We start from the raw sequence: 18,272 nt of genomic DNA, 5'->3' as shown, positions 1-18,272 counted from the left end.
CACGCGAGGGCTTTACTTTTAGCGCTTCATACAGGCCGCACGTCTTTCATCGACCCGTTTAGCAAACCACGCCGTTGTCAGATTACGCGTGATTTTTGGGCTTTCAAGCGTAATGCCCGGCAGCATTTCTCTCGGCAATTTCTTGCCCGCTTTCTTATCCGCTATCGCATAAACCTGCTCGTACAAATCGGTTTTCTCAAAGTCGATGCTGTCGCCTTTTTGCAGCGCGCGATGAATTTGGCTGTCGCTCATATCCAGTCTGCTCGCAAGCTTTCTTACCGCATGCTCCGTGCTGCCCGGCTTGTCGGTGTTATAGAGGATCAGATCGCCATCCAGCATTAGTTTTACGCCCGTCGCTTTACTTACCGCGTTCTGGAAAGCGGCGTTACGGCTGGCGTACCACCCGGCATTGAAGTCGGCAAAACGGTAAATCGGCCGGGTATAATTTGCCGGATAGTTCAGCAGGTGGTAAGTGCCGAACCACAGCCCGCCACGCCGCGTGAACACTTCCTGGCGCACCGTACCTTCCATCTTCCACGGATAGCCGCCGGTATGCTGCTCGGCAAAGGCAATGCTGACCTGCATCGGGCCGCCGGTGTGTACCGGGTTAAGGTTACCGAACAGCTTCTGCCCCATCGGCACCATATCGATAAAATCATCAAAAATGGCGCTTAGCTGGCCTTCGGTTTTGACGTTATCCAGCCGCTCGCTGTAGCTCTTGCCGTTGGGAGATTTAATCAGCAGCGCGGTGCGCACCAGAAACGGTGGGATATGGAGCTTTTCGGCACGACGGTCAATTTCTTGCCAGGCGATTTTGCTCAGGTTTGGCACCGCCGGATCGGCGACCAGATTGGATTCCTGCTGGGCGACCGCCAGCACTGAGCAGATATTTTCTTCGCTTGGCGCGATATCCTGGCTCTTAAAGGTTGTAGCCAGATCCTTCGCCCAGGCGTTGCGGTCTTTCACGCCTGCAGGGATCTTCTGCTTCGCAACCGTTTCGACATCGACCGGCTTTGCGGTTTCAGAAACCGGCGCGGTGGTTTTGGTGGTACAACCTGCGAGGGCCAGCAGTGCTCCCAGGCTAAGCGCGAAAAGTCCATGTTGTCGTTTTAGCATTGCAGTGGTCATAACGTTCCGTTGTGATTGTTTTGTAAGGCAAGTTGTATATAAGCGAACACGGCGCCCTGGGTTTCATCCCGGCGGCTCAACAATAGCAGTTCTGCGACAAAGCTTTTATCGGAGATTGGCTGATAAACCAGGTGAGGAATGGCGACGCGGGTAAACGAATCCGGCAGCAATACTACGCCGGGGCCGGAGGCGGCTATTGCGAGGGCGCCGAGCGTGCTGCTCGCATATTGCATTTCCGCGCCCTCGTTATCCCATTGCCGATGCATCCGCCTGAGCGCGTCGTCTCCGACGCCTTCAGCAAACACTACTAGCGGAAATTTTGCCAGCATCGCCAGCGTAACCGACTTTATGTCGGCCAGGGGATGGTCCTGCGAGATGGCAAACATCATCGGCCACTCGCCGATTTTAACGGCGTCGATCTGCGGCGGGAGTTCTCCTTCAGGCGGCGAATAGGCAATATCAATTTGCCCCAGACCAAGCGCCTCCAGCAGCGCCTTTGGAGACAGTTCCTGGAGCTGGATTTCCACATCCGGCGCCCGCAGACGAAACGCGCGCACATGCTCCATCAGCTTGCCGCTCAGCACGGCATTACCGGCAAAGCCGATTCTTACGCACCCCGTCTCGCCACGCAAAGCGCGCTGTACTATGTTTTTACTGTGTCCGGCCTGTTCAAGCGTGCGTTTTGCCTCCGGGAGCAATAGCCTGCCCGCCTCGGTAAGCTCAACTTTTCGACTTGTGCGGGTAAACAGCAGCCCGCCCAACTCCTCTTCCAGCGCACGAATCTGCATACTCAGCGCGGGCTGTACGATGTTGAGCAGCTTTGCCGCCTGGCCGAAATGACCGCACTCGGCAACAGCGACAAAATAGCGTAAATGCCGTAGTTCCATAGCCTTAACCATCAGTAATAGTGATTGATCTATCATATCAATATATTTGAAGCATGGCTGTTTCACGACCAGAATATGCGCACACCCACCGCTGGAGAAGAATATGAACACGCAATATCTTGAAGACCGCCTCGCCATTAGCGACCTGCTAAACGGCTGGATGCACCGGGATCTGTCCCACTGGGACGAGCTGGGCAAGCTGTTTCACCCGGAAGGCACCATCGAAGTGACCTGGTTTGAAGGCTTGGCCAGCGAGTTCATCAAAGGATCGATGCGTATGGGCGAATCTGACATCGGCACCAAACACGTGATGGGCAACCCGATGGTCACCTTTAACGCCGCGCAAAACAAAGCGATTGCAGAAACCAACGCGATGATTATCGGCCAGAACAGCAAGCTGGCGCTGGGCGCGACCTGCCATAATCGCTTTTACGACATGATGGAAAAACGCAACGGAGAGTGGAAAATTCTGCGTCGCCAGGTGGTTTACGATTTCGGCTCTTTTGATTTCCCGCTTGGCATGGTGGACATTGATGCGGAAGTCGTTAAGCGCTACCCAATAGCCTATGCGCCGCTCGCCTATATGCTGGAAAAATCAGGTTTTCCCGTGCAGCGCGTGTTTGCAACCAAAGGTTCTGAACTCGAAGCCGCAATGAAAAATGAAGCTGAAAGCTGGCTTGCCGCCTGACAAAAAGTGCGCTTTTCTTGACATAACGTTGACAGTTAGATGCCTGGTCAGTAATTTCATTTGTAATTACTGACCAGGCAAATACCATGACAAACAATCCGGGCATTATCGACAACAAATTTCATCTCGGTTTGCTAATCCATCTGGCAAATCAGTTTAAAGACCAGCTTATCAGCCAGTATTTTTCAGATACCGATATCACCGCAGCGCAATTCAAGGTGCTGATTCATATCTATAAAGGTGTAACCAGCCCGGTTGAAATCAGCAAAAACCTGGTGATGGATGCAGGCGCAATGAGCCGCATGGTCGATCGTATGGTCAAGCGCGCGCTTATCGTGCGAAACCCAAATCCTCAGGATAAACGCCAGGTGATTCTGGCGCTGACAGACAAAGGCCAGGACATTTGCGATCGCTTTCAGAACGAGGCGCTCGCCTCGATAATTGGCGATCTCACAGCAAAACTCACCCCCGATGAATCCCGTTTACTGGCAGAGCTAATGACAAAAATGCTGCCGGACGAGATCGTCGCTCCTCATCGCGAACGTCTTCATAAAGGTTATCAATAAGATGGAAACCACACCTGCAGAACAAATACAGCGCGGCAGCAAGCGCAAACGCAACTTTATAATTTTGCTGCTTATTCTGGTGCTTGCCGCAGCGGGATGCCTCGCCTGGTATCTGCTGTATGCGCGCTATTACGAAACCACTGACGATGCCTACGTCAACGGCAACCAGGTTATCCTCACGCCGCAAATCGGCGGCACGGTGACCCAGGTGAGCGTGGACGAAGGGGATTTCGTTCAGAAAGGGCAACCGCTGGTGCTGCTCGATCCGAGCGATACTGAAATTGCCCTGCAACAGGCAGAAGCCAATCTCGCTAACACGGTTCGCCAGGTGCGCGGCCTGTACAGCACGGCGGACAACTACCGGGCACAGGTCGCGGCTAAAAAAGTCGCCCTGCAAACGGCGCAAAATGATTATGCTCGCCGCCAAAAGATTTTCTCCACCGGCGCTATTGCCGCTGAAGATCTTTCCCATTACCGCGATGCGGTGACCAGCGCGCAGAGCGATTTGGCCGCGGCTCAAGAGGCATTACGCACCAATACCGCGATGGTGGACGACACGGTTATCGACAGCCATCCGGAAATCAAAAGCGCCGTCGCCACGCTGCGTAGCCGCTATCTGGAAAACTCCCGTAGCACCATAGTTGCCCCGGTTAGCGGCTACGTTGCGAAGCGCGCGGTGCAGCTCGGCATGCGCGTCGATTCAGGCACGACTTTGCTGGCTATCGTGCCGCTAAGCGAAGTGTGGGTGGACGCCAACTTCAAAGAGAGCCAGATGCAAACCATGCGCCTGGGGCAAAAAGTGACCCTCAGCGCGGATCTCTACGGCGACGATGTGGAATATCACGGCACCATTGAAAGCCTGGGCATCGGCACCGGCAGCGCTTTCTCTCTGCTGCCTGCGCAAAACGCCAGCGGCAACTGGATAAAAATCGTTCAGCGCCTGCCGGTACGTATCACGCTCGACCCGCATGACATGCAAAAGCATCCGCTGCGTATCGGTCTGTCGATGAACGCTCGCGTGGATATTCGCAATGTCGACGGTCATCTTCTGCCGCAGCAAACGGTTAGCGCCCCTCGTTTCACTACGGATGTGTATAAAAACCCGCTGGAAGAAGCGGACAAACTGGTGGCTAAAATCCTTCATGACAACAGCAAAACGGTAGCCGCAGGCGCCCGTTAAGAGAGACGTTATGCAAGATAAGGCCGCGTTTACGCCGCCCAATATGTGGCTGGCGGTGCTCGCGCTGTCGCTGGCGACTTTTATGCAGGTGCTGGACTCCACCATCGCAAACGTCGCCCTGCCGACGATCGCCGGTAATCTCGGGGTAAGTGCGGATCAGGGCACGTGGGTTATCACCTCATTTGCGGTGTGTAACGCCATCGCCCTGCCGCTTACCGGCTGGTTTACACGGCGTTTTGGGCAGCTAAAACTGTTTATCGGTTCGGTGGCGATGTTTACCCTCACCTCGTTTTTGTGCGGCTTTGCCCATAGCATGACGGAACTGATTATCTTCCGCGCCATGCAGGGCTTCTTTGCCGGACCGATGTTTCCTATGTGTCAGACGCTGCTGCTGGTTATTTTCCCCTCCAGCAAACGCAGTATGGCGCTCGCCCTGCTGTCGATGGTCACCGTGGTTGCCCCTATCGTCGGGCCGATTACCGGCGGCTGGATAACCGACAACTACTCCTGGCCGTGGATTTTCTATATCAACGTGCCAATCGGCATCTTCGCGGCGATCGTTGTCTGGACCCAGATGCGCGAACGTGAAGAGACAACCACCCATGCGCCAATCGACTATATCGGTATCGCCCTGCTGGTACTTGGCGTCGGACTGCTGCAGGTGGTGCTGGATAAAGGCAACGATCTCGACTGGTTCGCCTCGTCGCACATCATCATCATGTCGGTGATTTCAGCGATTTCGCTGGTGTCGTTTGTTATCTGGGAGCTCGGCGAACGCCACCCGATTGTGAATCTGCGCCTGTTCAAAGACCGCAACTTCGCTATCGGCACACTTTCGCTGACGCTGGGATACGCGGCCTTCTTCGCCATCAACATCATTCTGCCGCAGTGGCTGCAAACGCAAATGGGTTATACGGCCATTTGGGCCGGGCTTGCCGCAGCGCCAATGGGCATACTGCCGCTGATGATGACGCCGATTATCGGGCGTTACGCCAACAAGTTCGATCTGCGAATTCTGGCCTCGCTGTCGTTTCTTACTATGGGGGCGTCCTGCCTGATCCGTGCGCAGTTCAATACGGACGTGGATTTCCGCACCATTGCCGAAGTACAGCTTTTTATGGGGATTGGCGTAGCATTCTTCTTTATGCCGATCACCACGATCGTGCTGTCGAATCTGAACGGTGCGCAAGTAGCGGAAGGTTCGGGTCTGGCGACGTTTTTCCGCGTGCTGGGCGGTTCTTTCGCCTCATCGCTCACCACCTGGATTTGGTCGCGCCGCGAAGTGTTCCACCATGCAAATCTGACGGAGAGCGTATCTACTTACAACCCGGCGGCGGTGGATTATTTGCATAAAATAGGCGGAGCCACGCAGCAACATATGGCGGCAATAGACAGAACCATTGAGCAGCAGGCCTATATGATGTCGACCATCGACTACTTCTGGATTCTGGGCTGGGGGTTTATGGCGCTGATAGTGGTTATCTGGTTTGCCCGGCCGCCGTTTAGCCGCTCAGGGCCGCCGGGCGCGCCTGCCGCGGGGCATTAAATGAAAAAGCTGCCCCGCAGGGCAGCTTTTTTTACAGCGCTTCGCCAGCGGCTGGCACCGGAATATCCTGCAGCGTGCGCTCAAAACTACGCAGACGCTTATAGATAGACATCAGTTCAACCAGCGTGGTCCATGAGCTAATCAGGTACTGGAACGAACCACGAACCTGACCAAACGCATTGGTGATTTGCTGCATCAGACCAAGCGTAATCACCCCGGCTGCAATCGACGGGAAAAGCAGGAACAGGCCAAAGACGTTATCCACCTGCAGATAAAGAATGCGCACGATGTTGAAGTAGGTGTAATGGAAATACAGCCGGAAATAGTTATGGCGTACGTCGCCGAATAAGGCTTTAACCGTAGGCGGCGTGGCGCGCGTCGGATCGTCTTCGCCATACACCAGTTCCTTGCGGTAGGCTGCCTCCACTTTTTGATTATTAAACTGCAGGCCCGGCAGTTTAATTCCCACCGCCGCTAACAGCCCGGTTCCCATTAATGACCAGACAATCGCCGCAATCACCAGACCGTAAGGCACTTCGCCGACAATGGGCAGCTCCTTCACGTGAGGAGAAAGCGCGACCAGGATAGGCAGGAAAGCGATAAGAGTCATGATCGATTGCAGCAGGCTGACGCCCATATCCTCAAGCGTTGAGGCAAAACGCATGGTGTCTTCCTGCACACGCTGCGCGGCGCCCTCGATATGACGCAGCATCTGCCAGTGTTCCATGTAGTAGTCGTTCATTGCGGTACGCCAGCGGAACACATAGTGACTGATGAAGAAGCTGTTCAGCACCCCTACGGTCACGTAAATCAGCGCGATGCCAAGGAAAACCCCAGTCTCGCTATAGAATTTATTCAAAGGGACTTTATGAGGAGAGCCCAGCGCGGTTTGGATCAGATCAAAGAACGGCGCATACCAGGCGTTGATCGCCACGCCAAGCTCCACCATAAACCACGTCACAAACACGATCAGCGCTGAACCGAGAATCGACCAGTACTGCCAGCGATGTGGGCTGTACACAAACCAGAACAGCGCAAACAAACCAACGCATACCGCGTAATAAGCGTAAAAGACCAGCGCTTTTAACGTCCAGAATCGGGTCGCGTTAATCGGTATTTGATCGCCTGCGTCGACAAGTTGCTCCAGCCAGCGGCCCCCGCCGGCCTGCCAGAAAATCACCGCCAACATTGCCCAAATAAAAGCCGACAGGAAAAACGCTGCCGGGCGCGGGAAAAACGACTTAAACATTACAACGCTCCTGAACACAGATTCTTGTTGTTATGGGATTAGTTATACGATTACTCGAACCGGTAGTTATAACGATCCCGGCACAATAAGGCTTGCGGAATGTTGTATCAAGTGATGTTGCCGCCCGGAAAAAAACTTTACCAGGCGGCGAGAATGTCAGCCGTACTTTTTACCTGTAATGTATTGCCCGGAATCGTAAAATTCCGCCAGACGTCGTTGTAGTGGGCAATCAGAACGTCGGCGAGCGCCGCCGGACGGTTCGCCGTGGTGTGCGCGTCTTGCGCCACCGTCATCGCATAGCCCCGACTCGCGCCATTTTTTATCGTCGAATCCACGCAGTAATCGGTGGCGCAGCCGCAGACCACAAACTCTTTGATGTCGTTCTCACGCAATATTTCTTCCAGAACCGTGCGATAAAACGCATCGCAGGCGGTTTTGGTGACATACAGCGCGTCGGCAGGCTGAATCAGTTCTGGCAGCAGAGCAAACCCTTCACTACCCGGTTCAAGCCCCTCTTCAGCGTGCTGAATGAAAATGACTTTATCGGCGGCCTGAATAAGTTGATTGATGCGGGAGGTGCAGATTTCGCGGTTGATACGGGGATTTTCAAATACCCCGTTTTGCATATCAACAACCATCAAAACACGTGACGCGGGCATGGCTCATCTCCAGGTTAGAAAATCACCCGAAATGCTAGCATACCCGTGAAAGGATTAAGCGGTGTAAAGCTTATCCTGGCCGAAAGGACGCGTTTTGAAACGGCGATGGAGCCACAGATACTGCTCCGGCGCGCGCATGATCTCGTGTTCGATTTTACGGTTCATGTAAGCGGCGGCGGCCTGTTCATCGTCCACCGGGTAATCTGCCAGTTCTGGTTCGATAACCAACTGATAGCCTGAGCCGTCTGCCTTACGAATCAACACGGTAGTGAGAATAACGGGTTTTGCCAGACGGGCAATGGTGTAGGTGCCATTGGTGGTTGCGGCCTGTTGTACCGCAAAGAACGGCGCGAACGAGCTGCCTTTCGGGCCGTAATCCTGATCCGGGGCAAACCAGACGGCTTCTCCGGCCTTCAGCGCTTTCACCATTCCCTTCAGATTACGTCTGTCGATCATGGCTTTATTAGAGCGCGAACGGCCGATGGTCTGAACAAATTCCATTACTTTATTGTTGTGCGGACGATACATAGCCATCATTGGGCGGCAAAGGCCCATGACACGGCCGCCCAGCTCCAGCGACATAAAGTGCACGCCGATAACCATCACGCCGCGGCCTTTCTCGCAGGCGGCGTTAAGATTCTCCAGCCCTCGCACGTCAAACCATTTACGTACGCGTTCATCAGACCAGAACCACGCCATGCCGGTTTCAATCAGCCCCATGCCAAGCGAGGCGAAGTTTTGCTTCACGATTGAGTTAATGTGCGCATCGGAGTAATGAGGGAAGCAGAGTTTGAGGTTCTGACGCGCGATAGAAACACGGCGCTTTAAAAAGCGCATCGAAAATTCGCCGATCAGACGGCCCATTTTCAGGAGTACGGGATAAGGTAGCTGTACCCAAAGCCACAAAATGGCCAGGCCAAACCAGGTTAACCAATAACGAGGATGGAGCAGGGATTTGCAAAACAGCGGTTTAGTAGACATATATCAGCTTCTTGATGCGTGAATAGTGTGTATCGCATAAAGAACTGAATCATTAGCGGTACAGCAGAGCGCTGTTACTTAGACGCCGTCAGGCGCGGATAGTTGCAGCACAGTAAAAATTTACCAGTAAAAACTTACCGTGATGATACGCATTTTCCGATAAGTCTATGCATAAGACATGTCAGTTTTTTTACGTATTTCGCTTCATTGCGTCAACGGCGCTAGTTATACAGGGTTGAACGTTTAAAAAACAGACAATAAATTTCTGTTCCTGGATTTTTTGCACTCATACTTAGAGAGCTTTCCCTACACATAACAGGAGCTCTAAAAGATGAAAAAACTTACCCAGGCTTTGCTCTCAAGTACCCTTCTGTTGGCCAGCGCAGGCGCTCTGGCACAGAATCCGGCCAACAGCACTTCGACGCTGCAGGCTGAGAAGGAGCAACTTAATAACCCGGGTCATATTATCGATGACTGTCGTGCCCCTGGAAATGAGGACAAAAAAGGCTGCGAATCAGGCCATGAAATGCGCAAAGAGCATAAAGGCAATGAAAAAATGATTGAAAAAGGCGGCACCACGGACGATGTGATGCAAAAAGACGTCCAGAAAAGTAACTAGATTTAAACGCACCGTAGCCGCCGGTTGCGGTGCGTTTTCGCCCGAAAAGCACGCTGAAATGCCGCGTTACGCTTTTTCTTCTCACAATTTTCATTTTCCGCGTTTGCGCAGCGCCCGGGCGTAGTATAAATACGGTGAATATCGCCCCACTTCGTTAAATGGATTACTCGCGTTGAAAATTCGTCTCCCGCGCATCGCCGCGCTAGCCATTGCTGCGCTCCCTGTTTTAGGTTTTGCACAAACCTCGCCCGATCCTGTTTTCGCCTCTGAAATAGCCGAACGCTACGCCAATCATATTTACTATGGCAGCGGCGCAACCGGCATGGCTATGGTGGTGATTGACGGCAATCAACGCGTTTTCCACAGCTTCGGTGAAACCCGGCCGGGGAATAATGTTCGTCCCCAACTGGACTCGGTTATTCGTATTGCCTCGCTGACCAAGCTTATGACCAGCGAAATGCTGGTGAAAATGCTGGATCAGGGCAAAGTTAAATTGAACGATCCCCTGAGCAAATATGCCCCAGCGGGCGCTCGCGTTCCCACGTTTAACGGGCAACCTATAACTCTCGTCAATCTGGCAACGCATACCAGCGCCCTGCCGCGCGAGCAGCCTGGCGGCGCGGCGCATCGTACCGTGTTTACCTGGCCTACGCGCGAACAACGCTGGAGCTGGTTAGCCAACGCGACGCTGAAATATGCGCCCGGCGCCAACGCATCCTATTCGAATCTGGCTTTTGATCTGCTGGCGGACGCGCTGGGCCGCGCGGCAGGAAAGCCCTATGCCACATTGTTCGATGAGCAAATCGCTCGTCCTTTGGGCATGAAGGACACAACCTTCACCCCCTCTCCCGATCAGTGCAAGCGCCTGATGGTTGCAGAAAAAGGCGCCAGTCCCTGTGACAATACCCTTGCGGCGGTTGGCAGCGGCGGTATTTATTCCACGCCGGATGACATGATGCGCTGGATGCAGCAGTTCCTGAGCTCTGATTTCCACCAGCGCAACAGCCAGGCCGATCGGATGCAAACGCTGATTTATCAACGTAAACAACTGCACAAAGTGATCGGCATGGACGTGCCCGGCAAAGCCGATGCGTTAGGGTTAGGCTGGGTCTACTTAGCGCCGAAAAACGGCCGACCGGGCATCGTGCAAAAAACGGGCGGCGGCGGCGGATTTATTACCTATATGGCGATGGTGCCGCAAACTAACGTCGGCGTTTTTGTCGTGATAACCCGTTCGCCGTTAACGCGCTTTGTTAACATGAGCGATGGCGTAAACGATCTGGTTTCCGAGCTGAGCGGATTCGCGCCACGGGTAACGCCCGCTTCGTAATATCAATAAGCAGGTCGAGCAGCGGCCTGCTTACTGATTGAACGCGCTGACAGTGAACCAGCTTCTGACCGGCAGCGCCAAATTATTCATTATTTCCTGCTGCGAATATCCGGAATGATCAGATCGCCGCGCAGCACATACGACCCCAGCACGCTTTTAGTTTTCTCATTTAGCCACGAGACAATTCTTGCCGCCATCGCATCCATTGAATATTCAATGGCCGGAATAGTCGTCACGCCGGGTAAATGGAGCGACCCCGCAAGGCTGAACACCATAATGTCTTCCGGCACCGATTTATTAAACGCCTGGAGCTGCGTAATCACACGCTGCGCCTCTTGCTCATCGGCCACCAGCAGCGCGTTAAAATTAAGCGTTGTGCTGTTATTAAGCAGCACCTGAAGCGCTACGGAAGAAGAGGTGGAATCCATAAAAATCAGGTTGCGGTTAAACGGCAGGAAATTATTTTCCAGCGCGCGTTTATACCCCAGCAGCACCCGATCCACCGCCCCGCTGGTATCCGGCACGATTAAAGCAATCTGCCTTCTGCCCTGTTTTATCAGATAATTACAAGCCGTTTCCGCCGCAAAAGCATGATCGAACTGAATACAGTTAGTGGTATCGGCATCCATGCAATCGACAAGAACGACATTTTCATGCGTGAGATTCAGCGGAAAGCGGGCGCCAATGATCAGCACGTCATCACACAGGCCGCAGGTTAACTCTTCAAGGGCATGCATGACTTCCGCCTTGTTATTGGCAAAGCGAAGCAGCAGATGTTTTTGATGCTGGCTAAGGTGTTTTTCAAGCGCAAACAGATAACCGGTGGTCTGGTTAATATTCTCCTGGGCGCAGATAACGCCAATGCAGCCGGTGGACTGGCTCAATAAAGATTGTGCAATCACATTTGGACGGTAATTTAACTCTTCCACCGCCTTAAGTACGGCAACACGGCTGGCTTCCTTCACGCCGCGCGAACCGCTCAACACCCGAGAGACCGTGGCTTTTGAAACCCCGGCCAAACGCGATACATCGTTGATTGTAGACATCTTTCCTCTCCTGCAGGCATCAACCCTTGCCTGTTAATCCTTAGTACGACCGCGGCTTATAATATCGCCTCCGGCAGTATAGTCTTTTCCCTTTTTCATGGAAACCGGTTTTCCATTTGCACGCCAAACCCTCTTTCATCCATAGAATTTTGTGATATTCATCCAGGAAGGAAACCCTGCATGACTTTGTTAGCAGACCCGTATCACACTTCCGTTCCCTGCCGATGGAAAACGGTTTCCATAAAGTATCAAATCGCATCCGCAATAACTTTTTACACTTTGAGGAAAATTGTCGATGTTCAAGATTATGTTGTGCTGCTCCGCCGGAATGTCCACCAGCATGCTGGTACGCAAAATGCTGGCAGTGGCAGAAGAACGAGGCACGCCGGTTGAAATTGAAGCTTACGGCGTATCCGAATTTGATATTCAGTTTCCGCGCTATCAGGTAGTGCTGCTCGGGCCGCAGGTGAAGTACATGCTCAATACGCTGTCAGAAAAAGCGGCCGCCAAAGGCATTCCCGTCAAAGCCATCGACACGATGGATTACGGCATGCAGCGCGGCGATAAGGTGCTGGATTACGCTCTGTCGCTCATCGAAGCGGCTCACTAAAAGGGGATGCATATGAGTTCGCTATATCAGTCGATGGTTGCCGTCATTGAAGAAACCATCACTCCGCTTGCCGGGCGGCTTGGGCAGCAGAAATACGTCATCGCCATTCGTGACGGCTTTACCGCCGCTCTGCCTTTTATGATCATCGGCTCGTTTATGCTGGTGTTTATCTTCCCGCCTTTTTCCGCCGATACTACGCTTGGTTTTGCGCGTGCCTGGCTTGATTTCTCAGAGACTTACCGTGAACAGCTTATGCTGCCGTTCAACCTCAGCATGGGCGTGATGACGTTCTTTATTTCCGTGGGCATTGGCGCGAGTCTCGGGCGGCAGTTTAATCTCGATCCGGTGATGTCCGGCCTGCTGGCGTTTATGGCGTTTCTGCTGGTCGCCGCACCCTATGCCGACGGAAAAATCTCCACCCAGTATCTGTCCGGGCAAGGGATCTTCACGGCGTTGATAACGTCCATGTATTCCACCCGCATGTACGCGTGGCTCAAGCAAAACAACATTACTATTCGTCTGCCGAAAGAGGTGCCGACCGGCGTTGCGCGCTCGTTTGAAATCCTTATTCCGGTGCTGGTGGTAATTGGCACGCTGCATCCGCTGAACCTGTTTATCGAAGCGCAAACCGGCATGATCCTGCCGCAGGCGATTATGCATCTGCTGGAACCGCTGGTTTCCGCGTCGGATTCCCTGCCCGCAATCCTGCTTTCCGTATTGCTGTGCCAAATCTTCTGGTTTGCAGGCATTCACGGCTCGCTGATTGTGACCGGCATAATGAACCCGTTCTGGATGGCCAACCTGTCGGCAAACCAGGCCGCACTGGCCGCGGGCGCCGCACTGCCTCACGTCTATCTGCAGGGATTCTGGGATCACTATTTGCTGATTGGCGGCGTGGGCTCCACCTTACCGCTGGCCTTCCTGCTGCTGCGCAGCCGTGCCGCGCACCTGCGCACCATCGGCAAAATGGGCATAGTGCCGAGCTTCTTTAACATCAACGAGCCGATTCTGTTCGGCGCGCCAATTATCATGAACCCGATGCTGTTTATTCCGTTCGTCTTTGTGCCGTTGATTAACGCCTGTCTTGCTTATAGCGCCACAAAACTTGGCTGGCTTGCGCAGGTTGTTTCCCTCACGCCGTGGACCACGCCTGCGCCAATCGGCGCCTCGTGGGCGGCTAACTGGGCGCTAAGCCCGGTAGTGATGTGCGTAATCTGTATGGTGATGTCGGCCCTGATGTATCTGCCGTTCCTGCGCGCTTACGAACGTTCTTTGCTGAAAACCGAAGAAGAAAAAATGCAAAACCTGACGGCTTCACCGCAGGCCGCCAACGGATAACAGCGAAAGCCTTTTTTGATTAACGCTGGAAAGCATGATGCTTGAGCAGGATGCCGGAGAAGCCAGACAGCCGATGACGTTAATTATGGTCCACGCCCAGGATCATTTAATGACATCCATGCTGGTTCGCGAATTATCAGAAGAAATCATCCATCTTTATCAGCGTTAATTCACGGTAATTCTATTTTTGAAAGGGAGAATTTATTACGTAGATATTTTTAATTAAGCAGCCTCCGATTACAGCATAAAAATAAACCTGTTTGGCCCCAGCGTATAAATACGTCCAGCCTGAACGGGATAGTCATTGTCTGAAAATATAACTAACTAAAGTTGAGATGATTATGAAAATATTTAAGCAACTGCCATTAACCCTGGCGGTTATCGCTACCCTTTGCCCAATTTCTGCCTTTGCTCAGGAATTTACTCAGGAACAAATCGATCAAATCGTGGCAAAAGCGGTGGATAAAGCGCTGGCGGATCGCGAAGCAAAAATGGATGCCGCACGACAGGCGAAAAACGATCCGCTCGTGACGCCACAGGCTCCCGCTCCGGATACGCCGGATCTGGCTATTCCCTACGGCGTGAAATTTACCGGCTACGCCCGTTACGGCGCGCATTTTCAGGCGGGCGACCAAAAATATATCGGCGTTGACGGCTCCTATAACGGTTCATCAGCCATCGGCCGTCTGGGCAACGAAGGCAACGGCGGCGAATTCCAGTTGACCAAAGCCTTTAAAAGCGAGTCCGGCGCTATCTGGGATGTGGGCGTGATGTTCGACCACTGGGGCGATGAAGTTAACCTCAAGAAGGCCTATGCCGGGGTAACAAATCTTTTTGAATCGCAGCCAAACGCTTATTTCTGGGCCGGCCGCGACTTCCACCAGCGTCCGCAGCAGGGCATCAACGACTACTTCTTTATGAACCACGACGGCCAGGGCGCCGGGGTGAAAAACTTCGATCTTGGCTTTGCACAGGTAGACCTGGCCGCTGTCGCCTCGGTGGAGTCCTGTAATCCGGAACTGGTTGAAGACGGTGATAACCCGTCGCGCATCTCCTGTACCGGCAGCTCAGGCACGGGCGACAAAGGCAACTACGCGGCAACTTCAAAGCTCCACGGCATTAAAATGGGGCCGATTGATTTTGAGCTGTACGCCAACTACGGCTTTGATTCCAAAGCTATCGATAGCGATGAAAGATCCAAAGCCTGGCAGGCCGCGGTGGTGTTCAGTCACACGGGCGTTAACAGCCTGAATAAAATCATCGCCCGCTATTCTGACCATTCGGACAACAGCGTTTATAACAAAACCAACGGGCTGCATACGGTTTATGCCAGCTTCGAAGGCAGCTATAAATTTACGCCGCAGGCTCAGGTTGAATACCTGCTGGCCTTCCACGATTACGATAATGATGAACAAACCCAGGACAGCCGCCGCAACTACGGCGCGATCGTTCGTCCGATGTACTTCTGGAACGACGTGCATTCAACCTGGCTTGAAGCGGGCTATCAGCGCGTGGATTATGATTCTGACGGCGATAATAAAGGCTGGAAGCTGACGCTTTCCCAGAACATCTCCATCGCAATGGGGCCGGCATTCCGTCCGATGCTGCGCTTCTATGTTACCGGCGGCCAGGTTGAAAATAATCATACCGCGCGTGTTGCGGGCGAAGAGAGTACGCAACTCGATTCCTTTAACATAGGCGGAATGTGGGAAGCCTGGTTCTGATAATTTAAATGCTGTATTCAGGGATGGGTAAAAGCTTATTTCCCATCCCTGACGGATAATCTGTATTAACGTTCCTGAGACCTGAAGTCGCGTACGGATATTAACCTTATTTTATTAGCGACGCGGATTTGCCAATTGCCGGGCAGTTATACCCTCACCTCTTTTCAGGCAAATCCGTTTTCTTCGGGCGCATAATTGTCGGGCGCTTAGTGCATAACCGTAAAAATTAATGCTACCGGTTCCGTCTGGGCGGTTCTATGCTTAGGCGATGGATAAAATAACTGAATTAAAACGAACCAAGCGCCTCGCGCTTTCTTTGCTGCTGATTGCTGCGGCAATTTTTGTCACCACCCTTTTTTTACCGCCGAACTTCTGGGTGAGCGGGCTGAAAGCCATTGCCGAAGCGGCGATGGTCGGCGCGCTTGCCGACTGGTTCGCCGTGGTGGCGCTATTCCGTCGCGTACCTATTCCATTTATCGCGCCTCATACCGCCATCATTCCCCGCAATAAAGATCGTATCGGTGAGAATCTCGGCTATTTTGTGCAGGAGAAATTCCTTGATACCCAGTCGCTTATCACGTTAATCCAGCGCCACGAACCGGCGAAGATGATCGGCGTCTGGTTCAGCAAGCCGGATAACGCCCAGCGGGTCGGGCAGCATCTTATGCAGGTGATGGGCGGTTTTCTGGATATGACGGACGATTCGCGCATTCAGGGATTACTGCGCCGGGCGGTGCATAAAGCGATTGATAAGGTCGATCTCAGCTACTCCAGCGGCCTGCTGCTGGAGAGCATGACGAAGAATAATCGTCACCAGATTTTGCTGGATTCGATGATTGCCCAGCTTTTAACGCTACTCAACCGGGAAAGCACGCGCGAATTTATCGCCCGCCAGATAGTGCACTGGCTGGAAACGGAACATCCGCGTAAATCCAGAGTGCTGCCGACGGAATGGCTGGGCGAGCACAGCGCCGACCTGGTCGCCAGCGCGGTGAATTCCATGCTTGATGATATCAGCGAAGATCGGGGCCACCAGTTGCGCCTGGCGTTTGACCGCGCCACCTTCAAACTCATCGATAAGCTAAAAAGCGACCCGGAGATGGCGGAAAAAGCGGAAAACATCAAAAGCTATCTGAAAGAAGATGAGGCCTTTAACCGCTATCTGGGCGAGCTGTGGAGCGATTTACGCCGCTGGCTAAAAGAGGACATGAACAGCGAAGATTCGCGCATCAGGCAGCGCGTTGCCGAAGCCGGTCAGTGGTTTGGGGAAACGCTGGTGGGAGATAGCGCGCTGCGCGCCTCGCTGAATGAACACCTTGAGCAAGCAGCCAGAAAGGTTGCGCCAGAATTTGCGGCGTTTCTTACCCGACACATCAGCGATACGGTGAAAAGCTGGGACGCGCGGGATATGTCGCAGCAGATAGAGCTGAACATCGGCAAAGATTTACAGTTTATCCGCATTAACGGCACGCTGGTGGGCGGCTCGATTGGGCTGGCGCTCTATTTACTGACCCAAATTCCCGCGCTACTGAATTTATAGGGCGAATGAGCAAATCTCTCACACGCCCTGATTTAATTACAGTTGAGACAACTGCGCTAAAGGCACGCGCACGATACTGTCCGGGCCTTTGGTTGAATGGTCTTTGTTAAAGCCCTGCTTCACCGTGAGATACAGCGTTTGCCCGTCCGCAGACAGCAGCAGGCTATTCGGATGCGGTGGCAGGCTCAGCTCTTTTTTCACCGCGTAGGTATTCGAATCAAGGATTAACAGCTTGCCGGATTCACGCTGGGTAAGGTAAATCTCGTGACGTTTAGCGTTAAACTTCACCGCTAGCGTATCGCCCGTTTCCAGGTTCTTCAGCACTTTGCCGGTGTTGATATCCAGTACCAGCGTGGTTTTCGCTTTGGAGTTGTCGGTCACGAACAGGCGGCCCGTTGCCGGGTCTTCAGCAAGATTAAGCAGCAGAGCTTCTTTCTCGCCAAGCGGTTTCCAGCGTTTTTCGATGCGGTTTGTTTTCGGGTTGATCACCAGAATTTCACCGCCGCCGTTGGCCGCATAAATGCGCTGCGTCTGCTCAGAATAGAGCAGGCCGGTTACCCATTTACCCGCGTTATTGATTCGTTTTTTCAGCTTCAGCGTTTTCGCATCAACCACCCAGATCACCGCCGGATCGGCCACGCCGCCGATATACAGCAGGCCGTCATGCAGAATGATTTCACGCGCGCCGTAAGGGAAGCCTTTCTCGTTACGTTCGCTGAACATCAGACGGTTAAGAACTTTGCCGTCTTCAACATTCATTGCGCTGATGCCGCCGTCGAGCGAGTTGGTGACATACAAGGTTTTACCTTGCGGGTCCATCACCGCGCCAAAGTTCTTCAGGTCGGTATGCGCCTGGCCGATGGTTTTCAGTGAAACCGGGTCCAGCTTGTAAACCACGCCGCCCTGCACGTCTTTAAAGCCCTGCGCGGTGGCAACATAAAGCGCGCCGTTCTGCTGGCTGAGCGCCATTTCATACACGCCTTCAGACAACTCGCGCTGCTCAACCGGGCTCTTCTGCTCGGCCGCCGCAACCGGCGTTGGTTTCGCCGTGGTGGCCTGATGAGCGCTACAGCCCGTCAGCGCCAGCGCGATTAGCGCAGCCAGCGCCGTTGTTCTTTTAGTCATTTTTTGATCCTTTCCCGTCTGAATGAAGAAGTTGCGCATCGCGGTAGGCCGGACAG

17 protein-coding genes and 1 pseudogene are annotated in these 18,272 nt (G+C 53.3%); 11 read left to right on the top strand and 7 right to left on the bottom strand.

Annotated elements, in window-relative coordinates:
- Window positions 1–18: 18 nt before the first annotated feature.
- Together MUA00_RS04545 and MUA00_RS04540 are read right to left on the bottom strand one after the other, a co-directional pair.
- Window positions 19–1,116: a DUF1615 domain-containing protein gene (locus MUA00_RS04545; RefSeq protein ID WP_271121836.1), complete on the bottom strand. Its 1,098-nt coding sequence runs from the start codon at window positions 1,114–1,116 to the stop codon at window positions 19–21.
- 8 nt (window positions 1,117–1,124) lie between these two features.
- Window positions 1,125–2,015, bottom strand: a complete 891-nt coding sequence (locus MUA00_RS04540; RefSeq protein ID WP_271121804.1) for a LysR family transcriptional regulator — start codon at window positions 2,013–2,015, stop codon at window positions 1,125–1,127.
- Window positions 2,016–2,118: 103 nt separating this feature from the next.
- On the opposite strand from MUA00_RS04540, the gene MUA00_RS04535 reads away from it, so the two are divergent.
- The 4 genes from MUA00_RS04535 (at window position 2,119) to MUA00_RS04520 (ending at window position 5,995) form a co-directional block, all read left to right on the top strand.
- Window positions 2,119–2,703: a nuclear transport factor 2 family protein gene (locus MUA00_RS04535; RefSeq protein ID WP_271121803.1), complete on the top strand. Its 585-nt coding sequence runs from the start codon at window positions 2,119–2,121 to the stop codon at window positions 2,701–2,703.
- A gap of 86 nt (window positions 2,704–2,789) precedes the next feature.
- A complete protein-coding gene (locus MUA00_RS04530; protein ID WP_271121802.1) occupies window positions 2,790–3,269 on the top strand; it encodes a MarR family transcriptional regulator in 480 nt (159 codons plus the stop codon).
- 1 nt (window position 3,270) lies between these two features.
- Window positions 3,271–4,449: an efflux RND transporter periplasmic adaptor subunit gene (locus tag MUA00_RS04525; protein ID WP_271121801.1), complete on the top strand. Its 1,179-nt coding sequence runs from the start codon at window positions 3,271–3,273 to the stop codon at window positions 4,447–4,449.
- A 10-nt stretch (window positions 4,450–4,459) separates the two neighbouring features.
- On the top strand, window positions 4,460–5,995 hold the full coding sequence (locus MUA00_RS04520; RefSeq protein ID WP_271121800.1) for a DHA2 family efflux MFS transporter permease subunit: 1,536 nt from the start codon (window positions 4,460–4,462) through the stop codon (window positions 5,993–5,995).
- Window positions 5,996–6,026: 31 nt separating this feature from the next.
- On the opposite strand, the gene sbmA is transcribed toward MUA00_RS04520, so the two are convergent.
- The 3 genes from sbmA to lpxP form a co-directional block, all read right to left on the bottom strand.
- Complete coding sequence (gene sbmA / locus MUA00_RS04515; RefSeq protein ID WP_271121799.1) at window positions 6,027–7,244, bottom strand: peptide antibiotic transporter SbmA; 1,218 nt, start codon at window positions 7,242–7,244, stop codon at window positions 6,027–6,029.
- A 137-nt stretch (window positions 7,245–7,381) separates the two neighbouring features.
- Window positions 7,382–7,903, bottom strand: a complete 522-nt coding sequence (locus MUA00_RS04510; RefSeq protein WP_271121798.1) for an isochorismatase family protein — start codon at window positions 7,901–7,903, stop codon at window positions 7,382–7,384.
- A gap of 54 nt (window positions 7,904–7,957) precedes the next feature.
- Entirely contained in the window at window positions 7,958–8,884 is a 927-nt protein-coding gene (lpxP, locus tag MUA00_RS04505) for a kdo(2)-lipid IV(A) palmitoleoyltransferase (protein WP_271121797.1), read from the bottom strand.
- Between the two features lie 331 nt (window positions 8,885–9,215).
- On the opposite strand from lpxP, the gene MUA00_RS04500 reads away from it, so the two are divergent.
- Window positions 9,216–9,503 (top strand): hypothetical protein, encoded by a 288-nt coding sequence (locus tag MUA00_RS04500; protein WP_271121796.1) that lies wholly within the window; start codon window positions 9,216–9,218, stop codon window positions 9,501–9,503.
- Window positions 9,504–9,675: 172 nt separating this feature from the next.
- Window positions 9,676–10,833: a D-alanyl-D-alanine-carboxypeptidase/endopeptidase AmpH gene (ampH, locus tag MUA00_RS04495; RefSeq protein ID WP_408639685.1), complete on the top strand. Its 1,158-nt coding sequence runs from the start codon at window positions 9,676–9,678 to the stop codon at window positions 10,831–10,833.
- 89 nt (window positions 10,834–10,922) lie between these two features.
- Here ampH and MUA00_RS04490 read toward each other — a convergent pair whose 3' ends face one another.
- A complete protein-coding gene (locus MUA00_RS04490) occupies window positions 10,923–11,879 on the bottom strand; it encodes a LacI family DNA-binding transcriptional regulator (protein ID WP_271121795.1) in 957 nt (318 codons plus the stop codon).
- A 295-nt stretch (window positions 11,880–12,174) separates the two neighbouring features.
- Here MUA00_RS04490 and MUA00_RS04485 point away from each other — a divergent pair, with 295 nt between their 5' ends.
- The 5 genes and pseudogenes from MUA00_RS04485 to MUA00_RS04465 all read left to right on the top strand — a co-directional run bounded on the left by MUA00_RS04485 (window position 12,175) and on the right by MUA00_RS04465 (window position 17,091).
- Window positions 12,175–12,489, top strand: coding sequence for a PTS sugar transporter subunit IIB (locus MUA00_RS04485; protein ID WP_271121794.1), 315 nt, complete (start codon window positions 12,175–12,177; stop codon window positions 12,487–12,489).
- A 12-nt stretch (window positions 12,490–12,501) separates the two neighbouring features.
- Window positions 12,502–13,827 (top strand): PTS sugar transporter subunit IIC, encoded by a 1,326-nt coding sequence (locus MUA00_RS04480; RefSeq protein WP_271121793.1) that lies wholly within the window; start codon window positions 12,502–12,504, stop codon window positions 13,825–13,827.
- Window positions 13,828–13,867: 40 nt separating this feature from the next.
- Window positions 13,868–13,996 (top strand): annotated as a pseudogene (locus MUA00_RS04475) (PTS lactose/cellobiose transporter subunit IIA); the annotation flags it as partial.
- 172 nt (window positions 13,997–14,168) lie between these two features.
- On the top strand, window positions 14,169–15,551 hold the full coding sequence (locus MUA00_RS04470; protein ID WP_271121792.1) for a carbohydrate porin: 1,383 nt from the start codon (window positions 14,169–14,171) through the stop codon (window positions 15,549–15,551).
- Between the two features lie 268 nt (window positions 15,552–15,819).
- Window positions 15,820–17,091, top strand: a complete 1,272-nt coding sequence (locus MUA00_RS04465; RefSeq protein WP_271121791.1) for a DUF445 domain-containing protein — start codon at window positions 15,820–15,822, stop codon at window positions 17,089–17,091.
- A gap of 36 nt (window positions 17,092–17,127) precedes the next feature.
- Here MUA00_RS04465 and MUA00_RS04460 read toward each other — a convergent pair whose 3' ends face one another.
- Window positions 17,128–18,216 (bottom strand): YncE family protein, encoded by a 1,089-nt coding sequence (locus tag MUA00_RS04460; protein ID WP_271121790.1) that lies wholly within the window; start codon window positions 18,214–18,216, stop codon window positions 17,128–17,130.
- Between the last annotated feature and the right edge of the window lie 56 nt (window positions 18,217–18,272).

Source organism: Dryocola boscaweniae (assembly GCF_025215095.1).
Classification (GTDB): domain Bacteria; phylum Pseudomonadota; class Gammaproteobacteria; order Enterobacterales; family Enterobacteriaceae; genus Dryocola; species Dryocola boscaweniae.
The sequence above is the reverse complement of the archived record's forward strand: the minus strand, read 5'-3'. Positions and strand labels throughout refer to the sequence as shown.

Bases quoted from the DNA above. Each gene is read 5' to 3' on its own strand.
- MUA00_RS04545 (WP_271121836.1), bottom strand. From the start codon at position 1,116: ATGCTAAAACGACAACATGGACTTTTCGCGCTTAGCCTGGGAGCACTG.
- MUA00_RS04540 (WP_271121804.1), bottom strand. From the start codon at position 2,015: ATGGAACTACGGCATTTACGCTATTTTGTCGCTGTTGCCGAGTGCGGT.
- MUA00_RS04535 (WP_271121803.1), top strand. From the start codon at position 2,119: ATGAACACGCAATATCTTGAAGACCGCCTCGCCATTAGCGACCTGCTA.
- MUA00_RS04530 (WP_271121802.1), top strand. From the start codon at position 2,790: ATGACAAACAATCCGGGCATTATCGACAACAAATTTCATCTCGGTTTG.
- MUA00_RS04525 (WP_271121801.1), top strand. From the start codon at position 3,271: ATGGAAACCACACCTGCAGAACAAATACAGCGCGGCAGCAAGCGCAAA.
- MUA00_RS04520 (WP_271121800.1), top strand. From the start codon at position 4,460: ATGCAAGATAAGGCCGCGTTTACGCCGCCCAATATGTGGCTGGCGGTG.
- sbmA (WP_271121799.1), bottom strand. From the start codon at position 7,244: ATGTTTAAGTCGTTTTTCCCGCGCCCGGCAGCGTTTTTCCTGTCGGCT.
- MUA00_RS04510 (WP_271121798.1), bottom strand. From the start codon at position 7,903: ATGCCCGCGTCACGTGTTTTGATGGTTGTTGATATGCAAAACGGGGTA.
- lpxP (WP_271121797.1), bottom strand. From the start codon at position 8,884: ATGTCTACTAAACCGCTGTTTTGCAAATCCCTGCTCCATCCTCGTTAT.
- MUA00_RS04500 (WP_271121796.1), top strand. From the start codon at position 9,216: ATGAAAAAACTTACCCAGGCTTTGCTCTCAAGTACCCTTCTGTTGGCC.
- MUA00_RS04490 (WP_271121795.1), bottom strand. From the start codon at position 11,879: ATGTCTACAATCAACGATGTATCGCGTTTGGCCGGGGTTTCAAAAGCC.
- MUA00_RS04485 (WP_271121794.1), top strand. From the start codon at position 12,175: ATGTTCAAGATTATGTTGTGCTGCTCCGCCGGAATGTCCACCAGCATG.
- MUA00_RS04480 (WP_271121793.1), top strand. From the start codon at position 12,502: ATGAGTTCGCTATATCAGTCGATGGTTGCCGTCATTGAAGAAACCATC.
- MUA00_RS04470 (WP_271121792.1), top strand. From the start codon at position 14,169: ATGAAAATATTTAAGCAACTGCCATTAACCCTGGCGGTTATCGCTACC.
- MUA00_RS04465 (WP_271121791.1), top strand. From the start codon at position 15,820: ATGGATAAAATAACTGAATTAAAACGAACCAAGCGCCTCGCGCTTTCT.
- MUA00_RS04460 (WP_271121790.1), bottom strand. From the start codon at position 18,216: ATGACTAAAAGAACAACGGCGCTGGCTGCGCTAATCGCGCTGGCGCTG.